Origin of the sequence: Gemmatimonas phototrophica (assembly GCF_000695095.2) — a bacterium.
Classification (GTDB): domain Bacteria; phylum Gemmatimonadota; class Gemmatimonadetes; order Gemmatimonadales; family Gemmatimonadaceae; genus Gemmatimonas; species Gemmatimonas phototrophica.
The window spans coordinates 3164996-3183211 of the sequence record NZ_CP011454.1 but is presented as its reverse complement, the minus strand read 5'-3'; the positions used below and the strand labels follow the sequence as shown (position 1 = coordinate 3183211).

Annotated in this window: 21 protein-coding genes; 12 read left to right on the top strand and 9 right to left on the bottom strand. The window is 65.9% G+C overall.

Going from position 1 to position 18216, the window contains the following annotated elements:
- The first annotated feature begins 26 nt into the window (after positions 1-26).
- From GEMMAAP_RS13465 to GEMMAAP_RS13430, 8 genes are all read left to right on the top strand, one after another.
- Positions 27-806, top strand: a complete 780-nt coding sequence (locus GEMMAAP_RS13465) for an ABC transporter ATP-binding protein (RefSeq protein WP_053333761.1) — start codon at positions 27-29, stop codon at positions 804-806.
- Complete coding sequence (locus tag GEMMAAP_RS13460) at positions 803-1501, top strand: heme exporter protein CcmB (protein WP_053333762.1); 699 nt, start codon at positions 803-805, stop codon at positions 1499-1501. The genes GEMMAAP_RS13465 and GEMMAAP_RS13460 overlap by 4 nt, the downstream gene beginning before the upstream one ends.
- On the top strand, positions 1465-2223 hold the full coding sequence (ccsA, locus tag GEMMAAP_RS13455) for a cytochrome c biogenesis protein CcsA (protein WP_158514860.1): 759 nt from the start codon (positions 1465-1467) through the stop codon (positions 2221-2223). The genes GEMMAAP_RS13460 and ccsA overlap by 37 nt, the downstream gene beginning before the upstream one ends.
- A complete protein-coding gene (locus GEMMAAP_RS13450) occupies positions 2220-2402 on the top strand; it encodes a hypothetical protein (RefSeq protein ID WP_026848776.1) in 183 nt (60 codons plus the stop codon). The genes ccsA and GEMMAAP_RS13450 overlap by 4 nt, the downstream gene beginning before the upstream one ends.
- A gap of 9 nt (positions 2403-2411) precedes the next feature.
- Positions 2412-3191 (top strand): uroporphyrinogen-III synthase, encoded by a 780-nt coding sequence (locus GEMMAAP_RS13445; RefSeq protein WP_026848777.1) that lies wholly within the window; start codon positions 2412-2414, stop codon positions 3189-3191.
- A gap of 204 nt (positions 3192-3395) precedes the next feature.
- Entirely contained in the window at positions 3396-4364 is a 969-nt protein-coding gene (gene hemC, locus GEMMAAP_RS13440) for a hydroxymethylbilane synthase (protein ID WP_425482932.1), read from the top strand.
- Positions 4361-5356, top strand: a complete 996-nt coding sequence (gene hemB / locus GEMMAAP_RS13435) for a porphobilinogen synthase (protein ID WP_026848778.1) — start codon at positions 4361-4363, stop codon at positions 5354-5356. The genes hemC and hemB overlap by 4 nt, the downstream gene beginning before the upstream one ends.
- Before the next feature lie 19 nt (positions 5357-5375).
- Positions 5376-5915 (top strand): inorganic diphosphatase, encoded by a 540-nt coding sequence (locus GEMMAAP_RS13430; protein WP_026848779.1) that lies wholly within the window; start codon positions 5376-5378, stop codon positions 5913-5915.
- A 460-nt stretch (positions 5916-6375) separates the two neighbouring features.
- Here the strand turns inward: GEMMAAP_RS13430 and fabF are convergent, their stop codons facing one another.
- The 6 genes from fabF to GEMMAAP_RS13400 all read right to left on the bottom strand — a co-directional run bounded on the left by fabF (position 6376) and on the right by GEMMAAP_RS13400 (position 11516).
- Complete coding sequence (gene fabF / locus GEMMAAP_RS13425; protein ID WP_043579494.1) at positions 6376-7629, bottom strand: beta-ketoacyl-ACP synthase II; 1254 nt, start codon at positions 7627-7629, stop codon at positions 6376-6378.
- On the bottom strand, positions 7626-8174 hold the full coding sequence (locus tag GEMMAAP_RS13420) for an SRPBCC family protein (protein WP_043579496.1): 549 nt from the start codon (positions 8172-8174) through the stop codon (positions 7626-7628). The genes fabF and GEMMAAP_RS13420 overlap by 4 nt, the downstream gene beginning before the upstream one ends.
- 71 nt (positions 8175-8245) lie before the next feature.
- Complete coding sequence (locus tag GEMMAAP_RS13415) at positions 8246-8953, bottom strand: methyltransferase domain-containing protein (RefSeq protein WP_053333765.1); 708 nt, start codon at positions 8951-8953, stop codon at positions 8246-8248.
- 7 nt (positions 8954-8960) lie between these two features.
- Entirely contained in the window at positions 8961-9434 is a 474-nt protein-coding gene (locus GEMMAAP_RS13410) for a flavin reductase family protein (protein WP_026848782.1), read from the bottom strand.
- A 33-nt stretch (positions 9435-9467) separates the two neighbouring features.
- Positions 9468-10685 (bottom strand): NAD(P)/FAD-dependent oxidoreductase, encoded by a 1218-nt coding sequence (locus GEMMAAP_RS13405; protein ID WP_026848783.1) that lies wholly within the window; start codon positions 10683-10685, stop codon positions 9468-9470.
- A gap of 51 nt (positions 10686-10736) precedes the next feature.
- Positions 10737-11516 carry a DUF92 domain-containing protein gene (locus GEMMAAP_RS13400; RefSeq protein WP_158514859.1) on the bottom strand — a complete coding sequence of 260 codons (780 nt, stop codon included), beginning with the start codon at positions 11514-11516 and terminating at the stop codon, positions 10737-10739.
- Between the two features lie 90 nt (positions 11517-11606).
- On the opposite strand from GEMMAAP_RS13400, the gene GEMMAAP_RS20320 reads away from it, so the two are divergent.
- The 4 genes from GEMMAAP_RS20320 to GEMMAAP_RS13380 all read left to right on the top strand — a co-directional run bounded on the left by GEMMAAP_RS20320 (position 11607) and on the right by GEMMAAP_RS13380 (position 14815).
- Positions 11607-11795, top strand: coding sequence for a hypothetical protein (locus GEMMAAP_RS20320; protein ID WP_026848785.1), 189 nt, complete (start codon positions 11607-11609; stop codon positions 11793-11795).
- Positions 11796-11973: 178 nt separating this feature from the next.
- Complete coding sequence (locus GEMMAAP_RS13390) at positions 11974-12660, top strand: hypothetical protein (protein WP_026848786.1); 687 nt, start codon at positions 11974-11976, stop codon at positions 12658-12660.
- A gap of 71 nt (positions 12661-12731) precedes the next feature.
- Positions 12732-13910, top strand: coding sequence for a M24 family metallopeptidase (locus GEMMAAP_RS13385; protein ID WP_026848787.1), 1179 nt, complete (start codon positions 12732-12734; stop codon positions 13908-13910).
- 35 nt (positions 13911-13945) lie between these two features.
- Positions 13946-14815, top strand: coding sequence for a carboxypeptidase-like regulatory domain-containing protein (locus GEMMAAP_RS13380; protein WP_158514858.1), 870 nt, complete (start codon positions 13946-13948; stop codon positions 14813-14815).
- 385 nt (positions 14816-15200) lie between these two features.
- On the opposite strand, the gene GEMMAAP_RS13375 is transcribed toward GEMMAAP_RS13380, so the two are convergent.
- From GEMMAAP_RS13375 to GEMMAAP_RS13365, 3 genes are read right to left on the bottom strand one after another with little or no spacing between them, the layout of a single operon-like run.
- Positions 15201-17006 (bottom strand): ABC transporter ATP-binding protein, encoded by a 1806-nt coding sequence (locus tag GEMMAAP_RS13375; protein WP_158514857.1) that lies wholly within the window; start codon positions 17004-17006, stop codon positions 15201-15203.
- On the bottom strand, positions 17003-17923 hold the full coding sequence (locus GEMMAAP_RS13370) for a heme o synthase (protein ID WP_238588136.1): 921 nt from the start codon (positions 17921-17923) through the stop codon (positions 17003-17005). The genes GEMMAAP_RS13375 and GEMMAAP_RS13370 overlap by 4 nt, the downstream gene beginning before the upstream one ends.
- 22 nt (positions 17924-17945) lie before the next feature.
- Positions 17946-18197, bottom strand: coding sequence for a hypothetical protein (locus GEMMAAP_RS13365; RefSeq protein ID WP_026848791.1), 252 nt, complete (start codon positions 18195-18197; stop codon positions 17946-17948).
- Positions 18198-18216: the final 19 nt, after the last annotated feature.

The window sequence follows — 18216 nt, the reverse complement described above, 5'->3', positions numbered from 1 at the left end:
ACGACGGCTTCCGCTAATGTAGATCGATGCCGATCCCTCCCGAAACCATCGCGACAGGTGTCGCGGCCGCCCCGTCGGTCGCCGCCGGTGCGCCCGCCGTGTTGGCGGAGGGGCTGGTGCGCGCGTTCGGGGGCAAAAAGGCGGTCGATGGCGTGTCGCTTCAGTTGGGCGAGGGCGACTGCCTGGCCTTGTTTGGTCCCAACGGGGCAGGCAAGACGACGTTGTTGCGGCTCCTGGGGGGGCTGCTCAAGCCCACCAAAGGCACCACCCGGCTGCATGGGGTTCCCCTGCCGGGACCGGCCGAAACGCGGCGTCTGGTGGGGCTCATCAGCCACTATTCCATGCTGTACCCGGCGCTTACGGTGCGGGAGAATGTGCGGTTTGCCGCTGAGTGTCAGGGCGTCGTGGCAGCGGATCAGGCGACCACCGCCGTGTTGAAGCGGTTGAAGGTGCTGGATCGTGAGCAGATGCCGGTCCGTTTCCTGAGCCGCGGGCTGCAGCAGCGGGTCTCCATTGCGCGCGCGCTGGTGCACGAACCCCGGTTGGTGCTGCTGGACGAGCCCTATACCGGGTTGGATGAAGTGGGGGCCCTGGCCTTCACTGAGGCGCTTCGTGACCTCAAGGCGGGTGGAGCCACACTGGTGCTGGTGACGCATAATCTGGTGGAGGGCATTGCCCTCGCCACCCGGGCGGTGATCATGCGAACAGGACGGCTGGTGCATGATGAACAGACCCCGGCCGGCGGATTCGACCTGACGGGCTTCCAGGCACTGTATCGGTCCCTCGTGCACGAGGGCATTGCGTGAGCGCTCAGCACACGGCGCCGGACTTTCTGGCCGACGCACTCCGCATTGCCCGCAAGGATCTGCTGATCGAGTTCCGCACGCGCAGCGCCTTTCTGGCCGCCACCGTATTTGCGGTGCTGGCGGTGGTGATCTTCCGGTTCACGTGGGATCCAACGGCCATTCCAGCCTTCGATCTCGCGCCGGGGGTGCTCTGGGTGATCTTTACCTTTTCCGGGTTGCTGGGGCTCAACCGGTCGTTCGGACTGGAATTGTCGGAACGGGCCTACGATGGGCTGTTGGCCAGCCAGGTGAGCCGGGAAGCCATTTTTGCGGGAAAGGTTCTGGCCAATCTCGCATTTGTGTCAGGAGTGCAGGCGCTGACGCTTCCGGCCGTCGCGCTGTTCTTTGATCTTCAGGTGGGGAGCGGTTGGGGCGTGCTGATCGGCGTCGTGTTCTGCGCGTCGCTCGGTCTGGCTGCGGTGGGCACGCTGTTCGCCGCCGTCGCGAGCAACACCCGCATGGCCGAGCTGCTGTTGCCCATGATGACGCTGCCGTTCTTTGTGCCGCTGGTCATTCCCGCGGCGCAAACGTCGGCCGTTATTCTGCGGGGTCAGCCGCTCGCGGATGCGATGCCGTGGTTCAAGCTGTTGCTGGCGTTTGATCTGGTTTTTGTGACGGCGTGTCTCGTCGTCTTTCCGTTCACGATCGAGGAGTAGTGCTCATGGCGTCGGTCACGGCGACCACCAGTTCCGCAGGCAGTCTTCCCGAAGCCAAGGCGATTGACGGGTTCCTTGCCGTCTCGTTGCTCGCCGTGCTGGCCGTGAGTGTGCGCGCCATCTGGTTCACGCCGGTGGACGCCATGCTGGGTGCCGCGCAGAAGATTTTCTACATGCACGTGCCCGCGGCCATCGTGGGGCTCTACATCTCCTGCAGTTTGCTGGCCATTGCCAGCATTCTGTACCTCTGGATCAAGGACGAACGGCTCGACCGGCTGGCCGAAGCGAGCGCCGAAATTGGTCTGCTGTTCATGGGCATCGTCCTGGTGACCGGCCCGGTGTGGGCGCGTACGAGCTGGGGCACCTGGTGGGTATGGGAAGCGCGCATCACCAGCACGCTGTTCCTCTGGTTGCTGGTGCTGGGGTACCTCGTGTTGCGCGGGGCGGTGGAGAGTCCGGAAAGCCGCGCGCGCCTCTCGGCGGTCATGGGGTCGCTTGCGGCGTTGCTGGTCCCCTTCATTCACCTGACGGTGCGCCTCTTCCGCGGCATGCACCCCGGGCCGGTAGTGCTGAAGCCGGAAAAGCCCTCGTTGCCGCCCGAGATGCTGCTCACGTTCCTGATGGCCATCGTGGCGTACATCCTGTTGTTCTTTGCCCTGCTTCGCGTGCGCATGCGCTGGGCGGCGTTGCGTGATGCGCGCGCGGTCCTGGAGAACGCATGATCATGAATGCTCTGTTCATGCTGGCCGTCGCGCAGGATTCGGTCGCGTACGTCGCGCAGCGTTCCGGCCCGCCAGCCACGGAAGGATACATGTGGGCGGGCTACGCCATCACCTTCGTATCGCTCGCCGGCTACATCGTGCTCATGGCCCGTCGTATCGCCAAGAGCAAGCACCCATAGGCCGTCGGCATGGCCGCTCCTCTTCCGCAGCTGCTGGCCGGGGTCCGTATCGCGGTCACGCGTGCCGGTGACCGCGGTGCGCCGCTCGCCGATGCCCTGCGGCGTGTCGGCGCCACGGTGCACGAAATTCCGCTCACCCGAATAGAGACGCTGGATCCAGCTCCGCTGTACGCGGCCGTGACGGCGCTCGCGCAGTATGACTGGGTGCTGCTCACCAGCGTGAATGCCGTGGAGCATCTGGCCCGCGCGGTAGATGCGCTGGGCGCCGAGGAGGTCATGGCTACCCGACGGCTGGCCGTGGTGGGCAGTGCCACGGCGCAGGCCTGCGATGTCCACGGCTGGCGCACCCCCACGGTGCAGCCGGAAAAGATGCAGGCCGAGGGGATGGTGGACCTCATGGCCGAACGATCAGATGTGGAGGGGGCGCGCATGCTGTACCCTTCGGCGGCCGGCGCGCGGGATGTCTTGCCGGACGGGCTGCGCACACTGGGCGCCGTGGTGGATGTCGTCCCGGCGTATCGCAGTGCCCCCGATCCGGATGGTCAGACCAAAATTCGGGCCCTGGCCAACGCTGGTGAGCTCGATCTGGTCACGGTGGCGGCTCCCAGCGCCGTGGACGCGCTTCTGGATGCGCTGCCGGCCGAACATGCGGCGCGGCTGCCGGTGGCGGCCATTGGCCCCGTGACCGCCCGGGCGGCCAAAGTGGCCGGCTTTCCCGTGAAGCTCGAAAGTAACGCCGCCACCATGGAAGGGTGGGTGCGGGCGATTGTGGTGGCGTATACGTCGTGAGGGCCTGAAAGGACTGACGACTTACAACTCGAACTGATCACTGAATACTTGGACTGACGACTGAAAACTCCCCGGGACAGCTCGCGATCTCCCGGGGGAGTACTCAGTTCTCAGTTCGAGTTTTCAGTCGTCAGTGCAAGTTTTCAGTTTTCAGTTTTTCCATGGCGGAGCTCCATGCCTCACCGCTCCGGATCGCTTACCTTTCTGCCCATGACCGCTCCTCTGCGTATCGGAACCCGTAGCTCTGAACTGGCCCTCTTTCAGGCCCGCCAGGTGGCGTCGCTGCTCGCGGCGCACGGTGTGGAATCAGAGCTCGTGACCTACACCACCATCGGTGATCGTATTCTCGACAAGCCGCTGTCGGCGATTGGCGAGAAAGGCCTGTTCACCGCCGAGCTGGAAGCCGATCTGCTGGCCGGCCGCACGGACTGCGCGGTGCATTCGCTCAAGGACCTGCCCACGGCCGATCCGGCGGGGCTGTTTCTGGTGGCGTTGCTGGAGCGGGAAGACCCGCGCGACGCGTTCGTCACGCGTCCGGGGATCACGGCGACCACACTTGCTGAGCTGCCCGAAGGGGCCAAGGTGGGCACCAGCTCGCTGCGCCGGCGGGCGCAGCTGCGCGCGTTGCGCCCCGATCTCGAAGTGTGCGAGTTGCGTGGCAACGTGGGCACCCGCCTGCGCAAGATTGACGAAGGGCAGGTGGACGCGGCACTGCTCGCGGCGGCAGGGTTGCGTCGCCTGGGGCTTGGCCATCGCATCGTGTCGCTGCTCAATGCGCCCGAGTGGCTCGGCGCGCCGGGGCAGGGGTGCATTGCCGTGCAGGCGCGCGTGAGTGACGAGGCCATGGTGCGGGTGCTGCAACAGCTCGATCATGCGCCCACGCGGCTTACCGTCACCGCCGAACGGTCGCTGCTGGCGAGCCTCGAGGGCGGCTGTCAGGTGCCCATTGGCGCGGCCACCCTCGACGAGCCGGAGTATGGGCTCATGCTGCACGCCATCATCGCCAGTGTGGACGGCGAGACCGCCGTGCGCGGCGGCCTGCCGATCAACGTGAACGATCCGGCGGCCAGTGGCCGTGAACTCGCGCGTCAGCTGCACGCCGCCGGCGGTGCCGCCATTCTCGAAGAGCTGCGCGCCACCACGCCCAATGTGCTCAAGGATGGTGCCCAGTGAGCGGCACGCCGTCGTTCAACGAACATGTGCGCCTGCGTCGCCTGCGTCGCACCGATGCGCTGCGGCGCGCCGTGCGCGAAACGCGGCTCGATCCGGCGCAATTTCTGTGGCCCCTCTTCGTGCGCTCGGGCACCGGACTGCGCTCGCCCATTGGCTCCATGCCGGGCGTGTTTCAGACCAGTGTGGATGAACTGCTCAAGGATGCGCAGCAGGCCGTCAACGCGCGTATTGGCGGCATTCTGCTCTTCGGTATTCCCGACACCAAGGACGCCACGGGATCGAGTGCGTGGGATCCGCATGGCCCCGTGGCCGAAGCGGTGCGCGCGGTGAAGCAGGCGTTTCCGCAGCTGCTGGTGGTGACCGATGTGTGCATGTGTGAGTACACCGACCACGGGCACTGCGGTGTGCTGACGCCAGAGGGCGACGTGGATAACGACGCCACGCTCGATCTGCTGGCGCAGGAAGCGGTCGCGCACGCGCGCGCCGGGGCTGACATCATTGCCCCCAGCGACATGATGGATCATCGCATTGGCTACCTGCGGGCTGCGCTGGATGCGCACGGCTTCCAGCACATTCCCATCATGAGCTACGCGGCCAAATACGCGTCGGCGTTCTACGGCCCGTTCCGTGAGGCGGCCGAAAGCACCCCCGCCTTTGGCGATCGGCGCAGCTATCAGATGGACCCGTCCAACGCGCGCGAAGCGTTGCGTGAAGTCCGTCAGGATGTGCAGGAAGGTGCCGATATTCTCATGGTCAAGCCCGCCGGGGCCTATCTCGATATCATCGCGGCGGTCAAGCAGGACACCGGCATGCCGCTGGCGGCGTATCAGGTGAGCGGGGAATACTCGATGATCAAGGCCGCTGCCGACCGCGGGTGGATCGATGGCGAGCGGGCGATGATGGAATCGCTGGTGGCCATTGCCCGTGCCGGTGCTGATCTCATCATCACCTATTTTGCCATTGAAGCGTCCGCCGTTCTGGCGCGTCGCTGATTCTTCTGGAGTAGACTGGATGCTGCACAATCCCTGGCACGACATCGCCCCCGGCTACGCGCCGCCGGAGCAGGTCACGGCCATCATCGAGATCCCGTCGGGTTCGCGCAACAAGTACGAACTCGACAAGGACACCGGGCACTTCAAGCTCGACCGCGTGCTGTACAGCGCCGTGCACTATCCCGGCGACTATGGCTTCATTCCGCGTACGCTGCATGAGGACGGCGATCCGCTGGATGTGCTGGTCAAGATCAACGAGCCCACGTTCCCCGGCTGTCAGATCAACGCGCGCCCGATTGGCGTGCTCATGATGCTCGACAAGGGTGAGCCTGACGACAAGATCCTCGCCGTGCCGGCCGATGATCCGTACTACTCGGATGTGTTCGACATCGCCGACCTCTCGCCGCACTACCTCAAGGAAGTGGAGCACTTCTTCCAGATCTACAAGGACCTTGAGGGCAAGCGCATGGAAATCATGGGCTGGCGCAAGAGCCAGGAAGCGATGGTCATCGTCACCGAATCCATCGTGCGCTACGCGGACAAGTACGGGACGCGCTAGAGGCGGTCATGGGTGATGTATGAGCGGCGCGCTGGCTTCGGCTGGCGCGCCGCTTTCTTGTGTGGGCGACCGCCCCGCGCCAGTCCGTGCACCCCCTCCGACTGAGACATTGGGATGTCAGGGGCGGGACGGGGAAGTGAGAGCGATGCGAGGCGAGAGCCTGCGATGGATATCGAATGTGAGAGGACCGATGAAAGCGAGTTGAGAGGTCCGAGTGCTGGCGTCTGCACCACCGTGCCCCCCACGCGCTTGGGGTAACAGCGGGGACGGCCGCTGTACCATCGACGTCCGTGACGGGCACTCCCCGCGCGGACGAAGTACTCGGACCGCTCACCATCGTGGTTATCTCGACATTCTCACACGCGATATCCATCGCCGTGTCTGGCATCCCAACTCCCAACTCCCAACTCCCTATCTCTCGTCTCGCCGTCTCGGTGCGGTCGCAAGCGCTCGCGGGCCGCTACGCTCTCCGCAGCACCAGCGCCGAGTTGATGCCGCCAAATCCAAACGAGTTCGACACGACCACGTTCGCCTGCACCTCGCGTCCTGAGCCCGGCACGAAGTCCAGGTCGCACTCGGCGTCAGGCGTCTCGAGCCCCACCGTGGGCGGAATCCAGCCGCGCTGAATGGCCAGGGCGCTGATAGCCGCCTCAAAGGCGCCACTCGCGCCAAGGGCGTGCCCGTAGTAGCCCTTGGTGCTCGAAATGGGAATGCGATACGCGTGGTCGCCAAACACGCGCTTGATCGCCACCGTTTCGGTGGGATCGTTGAGCGGCGTGCTGCTCCCGTGCGCGTTGATGTAGTCCACATCGGTGGGCACCGCACCGGCGTCGTTGAGTGCCATCTGCACGCAGCGCGCGGCCTGCGCGCCGCCAGGCAACGGTGCCGTCATGTGGTGCGCGTCGTTGGTGGTGCCGTAGCCACTCATCTCCGCGTAGATCTTCGCGCCTCGCGCCTTTGCATGTTCCCACTCTTCGAGAATGAGCACTGCTGCCCCTTCGCCCATGACAAAGCCGTCGCGATGCGCGTCGAACGGCCGCGAGGCGCGACCCGGATCGTCGTTGCGCGTACTCATGGCACGAATGAGTGCAAACGCGCCGAAACAGAGCGTCGCCAGCGGCGCTTCGGAGCCGCCCGCCAGCATCACATCGGCGTAGCCATCGCGGATCTGCCGGAACGCTTCGCCAATGGCCATGGAGCCCGAGGCACAGCTCATGGCGTTGGTGCAGTTGGGGCCACTCACGCCAAACTCGATCGCCATGTTGCAGCTCGCCGACCCGCCAAACACCGCCAGCGCCAGCGTGGCGTCCACCGCCCGCAGCCCATGTTGCGCGAAGCGCGCCGCCTGCTCCTCGGCATAGCCCACGCCGCCGAGTGCGGTGCCCATCATGGCGCCCACGCGTTCTCGATTCATGGCGGCGAGATCGAGTGCGCTGTCCTGCAGCGCCAGCATAGAGCTCACCACGGCAAACTGACTGAAGCGGTCGAGACGTTTTACGCGCTTGGCGTCAATCCAGTCGGTCGGCTCAAACCCGTCAATCTGCGCGGCGCACCGCGAACGATAGATGCTCGAATCAAAGCGCGTGGCGGGACCCACAGCCGATTGCTGGGCGCGCAGCCCCTGCCACAACGCCTCGACCCCCGTACCAATGGGCGTTACGCAACCAATGCCGGTAATGGCCACCCGACGACGGGCAAGCAAGGACGCGTTCATGCCGCACCTCGCGTGGCCAGCGACGCGCCACGCCCTACGGCGGCTTTGGCCAGCCCGGCCAGCGTACGCGACGCAATGCCGTGCACGAACACCGGCGCAATGATCTGCGTGGCGGCAAACGGGCCAATCAATGGCCACCGCGGGCCGTTCCAGACGTGCACGATGCGCGTGAGGGTGCCACCCTCCACCGGCGTGAAGCTCCACTCGACATCCATGCGGGTGGTGACCCCGCCAATGTGACGAAAGCGCACCCACGGCACATCACGGTTCACGGCCATTTCCGACAGCCACCAGGTGGGCCAGTTGAACAGGCCGAACGGACGGTTGGCCGCCATCTCCACAATGCCGCCCCCATCGCGGCGCTGCTCACGAAAGCGGACGTAGCGATAGTGGTCGAGGTAGGCAGGCCAGTGCTCCACCGCCGCCGCGATCTCGAAGATCTGTTGCACCGGCGCACGCACGAGCAATTCGTCCACCGTGGTCACCAGACGGTCGGCAGGGGGCGGGCCAAGGTCAAACGGAGCAGCAGAGGAAAGCACGGGCATTGCGTACGGGGTACGGGAGGACCACAACAACACAGGAACTACAGAGGAACCGCCACGACGCACCGCGCTGGTCAGAGTCCGCGATAGCGCGGCGACCACGCCGCGGTGACACGAAACCCCAAGCGATGATGTACGCCGGCCCGACAACCGGTGGCACGCTCCACGAGGTCACGCAATTCGGTACGCGTGTAGCCACGACGGACCGACAACATGCCATCGTGGCGACTCACCGGGTGGAAGCCCAGTACGAACGATGATGACCAGATACCGGCCACCGCCAGCCAGCTGCGGCGGAGATCGCCAACTACCACCCCCATGCGGGCAACGCGCGTACACTCCTGCAGCAATTGGTCCGCGTCGGGGCCATCAAAGTGGTGCAGCACCTGAGAGCAGGTCACAATGTCCACGCTCCCCGTGGCAAACGGCAGCGCGAGTGCATCCCCCGCCACGGCCAACGAACAGCGCGCCGCGGCGGCCGCCGCCAGCGACGGCGTGCGCTCCAGTCCAATCGTGTGCAGCACAAGGCCGCGCGCACGAGCCCGCCGCGCCACGGCCACGGGGATATCGCCCAGCCCGGTCCCAACATCAAGCAGCGTCACCGGCTCCGGGCCAGCGGGATACAGACGCAGCAGCGTGTACACTTCCCGTGCCACGGCGCGTTGCCCGCCAAAGAGTCGGTTGGCCAGGGCAATGTCCCGCAAGGAGCGTAACGCCAGCGCGGCATCGGCGTGTGGATCGTCGAGGATCTCCGTACCGCGTAGCCGCGCTGGCGTGAACATGTCGAGGTTACCGCTCGAGTGTGGCGTAGCCGCCGCGATAGTAGAGCAGCGGTTTGCCTTCAAAGGCATCGGCGTGCTCCACCTGACCCACCACGATCACGTGATCGCCCGCCGGGTGCCGCGCCACGATGCGGCACTGCATACAGGCGAGCACATCGTCCAGCAGCGGATCTCCCAGCTTGCCCTCCCGATAGCCCACGCCGGCAAACCGATCATCCACCTTGCCGGCAAAGCGCCGCGATAATGATTCCTGCGCTTCGCTCAGCACATTTACCGCAAACGACGAGGACGATGCCAGCACCGGCCCCATGGTGGCGTCGTTGGCGACGCAGACGAGCACGAGCGGCGGGTCGAGGCTCAGGGAACTGAAGGCACTCACGGTCATGCCGTGCGGCGTCCCGTTGGTGTCGCAGGTGGTGACCACCGTGATGCCGGACGCAAAGCGCCCCAGTACGGCGCGGAACAGATCAGCGTCTATCATGCAGAGTATCGAGTCGTGGAGAACAGGGAACCATCAGGCGAAGAACCGCAGCAGGGTGCGCGGTCGCAGCACTGCCGATGGAGGTACGAAGTCGCCGGTGACGCCAATGAGCAGGTCGGCGAGATCGCGGTCGCGCGACAGCACGCGCGCCGCGTGGTTGAGCAACGGTGGCATGCCGACGGCCAGGCCGATGAGATGCTCCACGCGCCACTTGCCGGCAAAGGTCGCTCGTCGCGCCCGTTCGTAACCGTGCAGCGCGCGCACATGCGCCGTGCGGCTGGTGGCGTGCACAGCCGCTACGGCATACTCCGCCAGCAGTTCACCGCCGCGGAGTCCGGCATAGATCCCTTCACCGGTAAACGGATCAAAGAAGTCAGCGGCGTCACCGGTGAGCATGGCCCCCGGTGCCCACGGACGAGTGGCTCGCGAAGCAAACGGGCCCGTGGCGCGCACGGGGGTCACCCGTTGTGCGCCCGCAAAGCGCGGTGCCAGCGAAGGCTGCGCGGCCAACCACTGTTCCAGGTACGCGTCCGTTCCCTCTCGCATGGCACCGGCGAGTCGGCGCGGTACGACCAGCGCCACATTCACGAGTCCGCCGCTCACCTGAGCAAGGCCAACGTATCCGGTGCGGGTCACGTGCATTTCGCCCAGCGACCCCATCCCGGCAACCCCACGGTAATGGGCCACGAGCGCCACTCGACGCGGCCAGCGCGACTGATGCGCCAGCCCCAGCCGACGCGAGACCACGCTGCGCAGTCCGTCGGCACCAATCACCAGCGCCGCGGTGATCGTACGGAGTCCATCGGCGGTCCGCACCACGGCACCCGTGACACGGCCGGTGCCGTCCTGGGTCAACGATTCCACCTTGGCGTCTTCCAGCACGGTTACGCCGGCCGCGCGTGCCCGCTCCAGCAGCACGGTGTCGAGAATTTCGCGGCGGATGCCCAGCCCTTTGTCGCGAAAGCCGCGAAACCCGTGACGCGCCACGAACTCGCCGTGAATGCGCGCTCCCGATGGCGCGTGCACCACCATGCCCGTGAGCAGGGCGGCCTGCTGCTCCAACGTGTCCAGCGCGCCCATGGCGTGCAGAATGCGCGACCCTTCGGGACTCACATACTCCGCGCACGGCTTCGCCCGTGGAAAGCGCGCCCGATCCACCAGACACACCTCAAGGCCGGCCTGGGCACAATGCCAGGCCGCCGAACTGCCGGCGGGACCACCGCCAACAATGAGGACGGGAACGGAAGACACAGGAATCACGAGAGAATAACTCGCAGAAGGAGCAACCGGTTCGCAAAACCGCTAGAGCAACAGGGCAACCACGGCTCCCACTACCGTACAGGCGAAGTTCACGGTGTCGTTGGAGAGCCATGAGACGCCGCGCCACGCGACCGTGGGCGTTCCGCAACGATGCCGGGGTTGTTCTGTCTCCCTCTCGCAAGACGGACACCAGCGTCGTGCCTGCCAGAAGGCCCCGATGACCGTATCGGCCACGGCACCGACAACACCCGCCCCGGCTACCTGGGGAATCATGGCCGCCGGCACCAACCCCGTCCAATGGGCCGCCATGGCCAACAGGATGGCCCCAGCGACCATGCCGAGGGATCCGGGAAGGCTTACTGCCCCGGAACTGCCCGTTGGGACCGGCCCCCGCGTGCGCAATGACCAGGGGCGCCCACGCCACAGGGTGCCCGTCTCGGTGGCCAGTGTGTCTGCCCCCGCCGCGACCAACGCCGCCGCCCCCGCCACTGCCGCCGCGCCGTGCCACGCCGGCCATACCACTGACACCAGCGCGGCGGCCGCAAAGACGCCGCCGTTGGCAAGCACCTGCAGCGCATCCCGTGCACCGCCCTTGGCCACGATGTCTCCCGTGGCGGCCTCCTTTGCCCGACGCCCATAGCGAGACGCCAGCGAGGCGCTTACAAACCACAGCACTAGAAAGGCGCCCCACGTCGCCCCGGCGGTCATGGCGATCCCTCCCACCACGGTAGCCGCGACCACGCCTCGGCTCGACAGACTCCCCGCGCGCCAGGCCAACCCGGCGATCACCGCAGCTGCCGAGCTCGCTGTCAGTACCCGCACCAGCAGCATCTAGCCGGCGAGTAGGCGGGCCATGCGCTCCCGAAACTCCGGGGTCGCGCGCTCCTCGGGGAGATCCGCCACCCTGACGCCATGCGCGTGCAACCGCTGGCGCAGGGCACGCAGCTGTTGCTCCAGTCGCTCACACCGGGGACAGTGGGCGATATGGCCAAGAATTACCTCCCGGAGGGCGGATCCGGGAATGTCGGTGTCGAGCTCGCCATCCACGTACGCGTGGAGGTGGAGACGACTGGTGAAGCAGTCAGCAGCCAGGGGGAGTGACCGGCAGGGGGACAAACGGGGAAATCAGACGGACCGTTACGTGCAGTCCAGACTCTGTACCCCCGTAACGCTTTCAGCCCCTCATTCGGTTCACAAGTCGCACAATTCCGAGCGTCGCCCAGCCGTCGCGCTTGTTTGCGTGACCCAGAACACGTTAGCATGGACGACTATGCAGCCAATGCCCCTCGCGAACGATGGCCGGGCGACCCGCGCCACGCCCCTTGCCTCCGACAGTGTGCTCCCGCTGACCGGCGGTCCACTCGACGCGCGCCTCCCCCTGGCGCTGCTCGAGGCGGTAAAGGCCATTGATACGCCAGCGGCTGAGCTCGATGCCGATTTTGTGCACGAACTCCGGAACAAGCGGCTCGGCCTCAGTGAAACGGTGCTGCAGCAGATCCGGCGCTACAACGACGCCGTGCGGGCCCGGCAGCGTATTGGCTATGACGAAGTGCTTGCGCTCGCCCGCTTGATTGGCCGCCGCCCCGACGCCGACCTGGCCTTTCGGGAGGCCGGCCGACGCTGGGCACGCGCGTTCGTGGACACCGTCAGTGGCCCCCGCCGTGGGGCGGCCCGCTCGTTGCCGTCGCTGCTGGCCCGTCCCATCGCCTTGAGCGCCCTTCGCAAGCTGGCCCGCCGCTACATGGACGGCACGCTGGTGCGGCAGGGGAGTACCCTCGTGCTGGACGTGCAGTCGCCGGTCTCCGCCGACGCGGCCCCAAAGGGTACCGGCTGCGGGTTGTACGAGGCGGCCTTCCGTGAGTCCCTCCAGCTGCTGGCCGACGCCGATGGCGCCGTGGATCATGTCATGTGCCGCACCCGTGGTGATGCCCGGTGTCAGTGGCGTGCCGATTGGCGCCGTCGCTGATCGTTGGTCGCTGGTTGCAACACGCCGTCTGAACACGCCCGTCGCCCCTCCACTCCCCACGCACTCCCCCCATGCTCACGCCCGAGCTGCTACCCCGCCTGCAATCGCTTCTGGCTGACGCCGATCTCGACGGATGGCTGCTCTACGACTTCCGCGGTACCAACGCCATTGCCGCCGGACTGCTCGGCTTCGGGGGGCTGTGCTCGCGGCGGGTCTTTGCCTTCATTCCGCGGAGCGGGTTGCCCATTGGCATTCAGCACGCCATCGAGCCGGGACCGTGGGCCAAGTGGCCCAAGGAGTGGCCGCTGCGCGTGTACAGTGGGTGGCGGGCGCTGGAGGCCGAGGTGGCCACGCTGGTGAACGGCAAGCGGGTGGCGATGGAGTATTCGCCGGGGGATGCCATTCCGTATCTCGATCGTATCCCCGCGGGGGTGCTGGAGCTGGTGCGGGCGAGTGGGGCCACGGTGGTAAGCAGCGGCGAACTGGTATCGCAGATTTACGCCACGTGGACTCCGGCTCAGCTCGCGTCGCATCAACGGGCCGCGCAGCACATTGCCCAGATTGCGCGCGAGACCATCAATCACGCCGGCGCCATGGTGGCGGCGGGAACGCCGGCCGCCGAGCATGAACTGCAGCAGCGCATTCTGGACGCCTTTGCCCGCGCTGGCCTCGAGACCGACCATGGGCCCGATGTGGCCGCCTCGGAGAATGCCGCCAATCCACACTATGTACCGTCGGCCAAACGACCGCGGCTGGTGCAACGCGGCGATGTGCTGTTGGTGGATCTCTGGGCCAAGGAGCCCAACGGCATCTACGCCGATCAGACGTGGATGGGATCGCTGGGCACCCCCAGCGACAAGGTGGTCGCGGTATGGGAAGCGGTGCGTGATGCGCGCGATGCCGCGCTGACACTGCTGCGCGATCGCATTGCCGCCGGCGACGTGGTGCGGGGCGGGGAAGCCGACGATGCGGCGCGCGCCGTGATTGAAGCGCGTGGCTTTGGACAGCACTTCTGGCATCGCACCGGGCACAGCATCGATGCACGCGAATTGCACGGCAGTGGTCCGCAGATCGACAATCTCGAATCACGCGATGATCGGGTGCTCATTCCCGGCGTCGGGTTCTCCATTGAGCCCGGTGTGTATCTCGTGGGCGAGTTTGGCGTGCGCAGCGAAGTGAATGCGTATGTGGGCGAAGACGCACTGCTCGTGACGCCCGACGTGGTGCAGCGCGACCTGTTCGTCGTCTGAACGGCCGGGGGATGCGGCCGCAGGTGGGATTGGTGATGACGGCACTGAAAGCGGAGGGGCTGGCGCGGCGATCAATCCTGACGTTGGCGCTGCTCGCGGCCTGTCGTGGTGACGCCGACTCCGCCGAAGGGACGCGCATTGCCGACGTGCCGGCGTCGGTGTCGACGAGTGGCGACGCCAGTGCCGCCGACCGCACCGCGGCCATGGCCGCAGGACGCGAAGTGCTCACACTGGCTCACGCGGCTGGTGGCGCCGATGGCGCCGACTACACGGTGAAAGCGGTCCCCACGCCCGGGGTGATCATTGGACAACTCACCGGTGGCTCTCCGCGCGATACCAGCATTACGCCCACGCACGACCTCGGGGTCTGTCGGCCGTTCAGTCAATCCATTGTGCCCAGCAGCAACGGCGGCGTCGGCAACGGGGTGGTCTGGTTGGTGGGTGTTGGCAGTGGCCCGCGCGATGATGCGCCGCGCCGGGTGAAGCTGACCCTCGATGGCTGTCGACTGGAGCCCCGTGTGCAGCGGATCGCCCTGGGCAGCACGATCATGGTGAACGGACGTGATGCCATGATGTCGCGATTGCAATTCACCGCTGTTGGCGAACCCACATCGCGCACCACGGTGCTGCTCAGCGATGCGGGACAGATCGTGCCCACCAGTGATGTGAGCGCCGCGCCGGCGCTGGTTCATGTGACCGACGATCTGCACCCATGGGTGCAGGCGTGGCTGGTCGTGGCGCCTCATCCCTTTGTCGCCGTCACCGGCGCCGACGGTGCATTCCGCTTTGATAACGTGCCCCCCGGACGCTATACACTCATGGTCTGGCACGAACGCCTTGGCACGCGGCAGGCGGGAGTGAAAGTGGACGCCGCCGTACAAACGAGGATGCAGGTGGAGTTCTGACTTCTGAGATCTGAGATCTCAGATCCCCCGATGTGAGAGGGAGAATGTGCGAGCGTTGGGACTATCGAATTGCGATGGATATCGAATGTGAGAGTGTCGAGATGACCACGACGATGAGAGGTGCGAGTAGTTGCCTCCGCATCAATGTGCCCTACACTGGCGTGGGGTAACGGCGGCGTCTCAGAGGTGAAAGCGGGATTGACCGCATTTTCTGCGGAGCCTGTGCGGGGCACATACGTGCGGCCGAAGTGCTCGCACCTCTCATCGTCGCTGTCATCTCGACACTCTCACATTCGATATCCATCGCACCTCGATCGTCCCAACGCTCTCACCCTCTGACTCTCACGTCGCCGATCCGAGATCGCTGACGTCAGACCTCAACCGGTCAGATCGCCGCGTATAGTCTCGCGTAGAGTCCGTCTTCCTGGTCTACCAGCGTCTCGTGTGTTCCGGTCTCCACGATGCGGCCGGCATCGAGCACGATCACGCGGTCGGCGCGTCGCACAGTGCTCAGGCGATGGGCAATGATGAGCGTGGTGCGCCCTTCCAACAGATCTTCGAGCGCCGCTTCCACATAGCGCTCGCTCTCGGTGTCCAGGCTGGAGGTGGCTTCGTCGAGAATGACCACGGCGGGATTCTTGAGGAACACGCGCGCAATGGCCACGCGTTGCCGCTGTCCACCAGACAATTTCACGCCGCGCTCACCAACTCGCGTCTCCAGGCCATCGGGGAGCTTGGCAATGAACTCCCACGCGTGCGCCGCCTGCGCGGCCCGCACAATCTCCGCCTCTGAGGCCCGCGGATTGGCGTAGGCAATGTTCTCGCGAATGGTGCCGCTGAAGAGCACCGGCTCCTGCGGCACAATGCCAATGGCACCGCGCAGGGTATCGAGCGCGAGATCACGGATATCCAGCCCGTCCAGCGTAATGCGCCCCTGTGTCACATCCCAGAAGCGCGGCAGCAGACTGGCAATCGTGGTCTTGCCCGCGCCACTGCGACCGACCAGCGCCACCACTTCTCCCTGTCCCATCTCCAGGGAGATACCGCTGATCACATCGGGCTGCTGTGGCATGTAGCGGAAAGCCACATTTTCAAAACACACCGCACCGCGCAGTGGCGCCGGCAGCGACAGCGGGACTTCCGGGTCGCGCACGCTGGGTTTGGTATCGAGCAGCTCCCACACGCGGGTCGCGGCGCCCACCGCCTCCTGGAAGTTGCCGAAGAGTGTGGCGAGCGACCCAACCGCCGCGGCGACAAACAACGCGTAGAAGAGGAACGCCACCAGCGTGCCGGCCGTCAGCTTGCCCGCCAGCACCTGCGTGCCTCCTTGCCAGAGCACCGCAGCCACCGCACCAAAGGCCACGAAGCCCACCACACTGAAGAACAGGGCGCGGGTGCGCGAGCGATGGACCGCTACGCCAACCAGCTCGCGAAGCGATGCCCCAAAGCGGCGCGTTTCCTCGGCTTCCCTAGTAAAACTTTGCACCGTGCGAATGGCGCCGAATGATTCATCGGCCATGCCCATGGCCTCGGCGATACGGTCCTGCACCGACGTGCTGGCTTTGCGCAGCGACCGGCCAAAGAAAATGGCGGCCCCCACGACCAGCGGCACCACGGCCAGCGTGGTGATCGTCAGTCGGAAGTTGGTTACGAACATCATCACCGCGCCGCCAATCAGGAACAGCGACTGCCGCGAGAGTTCGGAAACCCAGGTGGAGAGCAGCGATTGCATCAGCCCCAGATCACTGCTCAAGCGGCTGGTCAATTCACCGGTACGCCGCTCGGTGAAGAACGCCGGTGACAGTCGAATGAGGTGTGCAAACGTGCGTGCCCGGAGCCCGGCCACAATGCGCTCCGTGGAGGAGCTGAGCAGGTAGACCTGCACAAAGTTGGCAGCGGCCTGCACGGCAAATACGAGCACCAGCCCAATGGCAATGCGGTCGAGAGCCAGCTTGTCCTTCTGCTCGAACGCCGCGTCGAGCAGGTAGCGCATGACCGCCGGAAACACGAGCCCCGCAGCGGCGGCAATCACCAGAAAGACGAATGCCACCGCCAGGCGCGTCCGGTAGGGGCGCACCAGAGGCAACAGGCGCGCCAACGGCTTGGCGGAGAAGCGGGGGCGGGGAGAGTGGTCAGCCTCGCCTGCGCCGTTCAGAGAACCGGCAGGCGTGTCGTCGCGGCGTGCGGTCACCGCGTGATCGCGCGGTCCACGCCCATCGCCACAAACAGCAGGGCGAGATAGAGCAGCGAATACTTGTAGACCCACCACGCCGGCGCCGTCCACGGCGCGTTGCGCTTGGCCGCCCACAGCACCTTCAACACGCCCCACATGAGCAGGCCACCCAGCACCACGGCGGAGACGAGATACAGCACGCCGAACGCGCCGTACAGTACCGGCAACAGGGTGAGCACCAGAAGGATGACCGTGTACCACACCATCTGGTTCATCGTCTCACGCTCACCCCACACCAGCGGCGCCATGGGCACCTTGGCACGGCCGTAGTCCACCTGCTTGAGCAGCGCGAGCGCCCAGAAGTGGGGCGGCGTCCAGTAGAACACAATGAGGAAGAGGCACAGCGCAGTGACGTCGAGTGTGCCCGTCACTGCGGCCCATCCCACCAGCGGCGGGAAGGCACCGGCCGCGCCACCAATCACGATGTTCTGCGGCGACGTGCGCTTGAGAATGCGCGTGTAGATGAACACGTAGAAATAGAAGCCCGCCAGCGCGAGCCCCGCCGTGAGCACGTTCACGAAGTGCGCCAGCATCCAGGTGGCCAGCGTGGCGCAAAACACACCGAACGCCAGCACCTGCGTGGGCGACATGCGCCCGCTGGGAATGGGGCGCAACCGCGTGCGTGCCATCACGTCATCGATATCGCGGTCGATGTACATGTTCACCGCGTTGGCGCCACCGGCCATGAGATATCCGCCCACCATCACCAGCAGGACGGTCCACAGGCTTGGCGAACCCGCCGCGTACATGGGCGCGGCCGTGGTCACCAGCAGCAGCGAAATGATGCGTGGCTTGGTCAGCGCCACGAGATCCCGCGACAGCGGCGTATCCGCCGGAGCCTTCAGTGGCGCGTCGCCATTCACGGGAGTATCCAAAGGAGTAATGCCGGTGCCCATATCAGGCGACCGCCGAGAGGGCACGCCAGGCGCCATAGAACAGGGCGCCGAGCCCCAAAAGCGGGATCAGTGCCTGCACGACTTCAGCCCACTGGCGGGGGGCCGGGACCGCACTGTTGGTCGGCGCGTCGGGAAGCGTGCGGAATACGGCACGCAGAATGTACAGCTGGGCGACGGCGCACACCGACACGGCGACCCAGAACAACACGGTCGCGGTGGCCGGGGACAGCCGGGAAACAATCAGGGAGTTCATGACAAATGAAAACTAGACA